Source organism: Mesorhizobium sp. M8A.F.Ca.ET.218.01.1.1, from assembly GCF_004791165.1.
Taxonomy (GTDB): domain Bacteria; phylum Pseudomonadota; class Alphaproteobacteria; order Rhizobiales; family Rhizobiaceae; genus Mesorhizobium.
Window position 1 is genome coordinate 1 of sequence record NZ_SRUZ01000034.1, and the last position, 636, is coordinate 636.

Here is a 636-nt window from a genome sequence, read left to right on the forward strand (position 1 = left end):
CGTGCCTTCGCCGGTGTTGACGGTCTGCGAGCCGTTGAAGCCCTGCACCTGGGCGAAGCTGAAGGTGGTGCCGCCGATGACGATCTCCTTGATGCCGTCGCTGGCCGCGATGGTGAAGGAACCGGTGCTGGTTTCGCTGCTGGAGGCGGCGTTCGAACCGTCCGGGTTGAGGCCGGCTTCATAGACGGTGTTGTCGGCGCCCTGGGCCGAAGCCGTCACCACGGATGCGGTGTCGTCGGCGCCGTTGACGGTGATGGTCAGCTTCGCCGACGAGGTGTCGCCGTCGGCGTCGGTCATCGTGTAGTGCAGGTCGTAGCTCAGATGGCTGCCGGAGGTCAGCGCCTGGGTGGCGGCCTTGCTGTTGTCGAGCACGTAGCTCCAGGTGCCGTTGGCGTTCTGCGTCAGCGTGCCATAGGTGTTGAGCGCGGTGATCGCCGCGGCATCGGCACCCGACCAGGCCACGAAGCCCTTGGGCGTATCGGCGCCCGAGACGTCGTTGGTCAGCACGTCCCCGGACACGGTGCTGGTCGGCGGCGTGTTGGCGGCGCCGGCACCGTCCTCGACGACCGCATAGGGGCCATCATCGTGGGCGGTCGGCACATCGTCGACGACATGGACCAGGAGGTTGTCGCTGGC

Annotated in this window: 1 protein-coding gene; it reads right to left on the reverse strand. The window is 67.5% G+C overall.

Translation table 11 applies throughout. From position 1 onward, the window contains the following. A partial coding sequence (locus tag EN861_RS34255) for a VCBS domain-containing protein (protein WP_135928202.1) occupies positions 1-636 on the reverse strand: 636 nt, incomplete at both ends.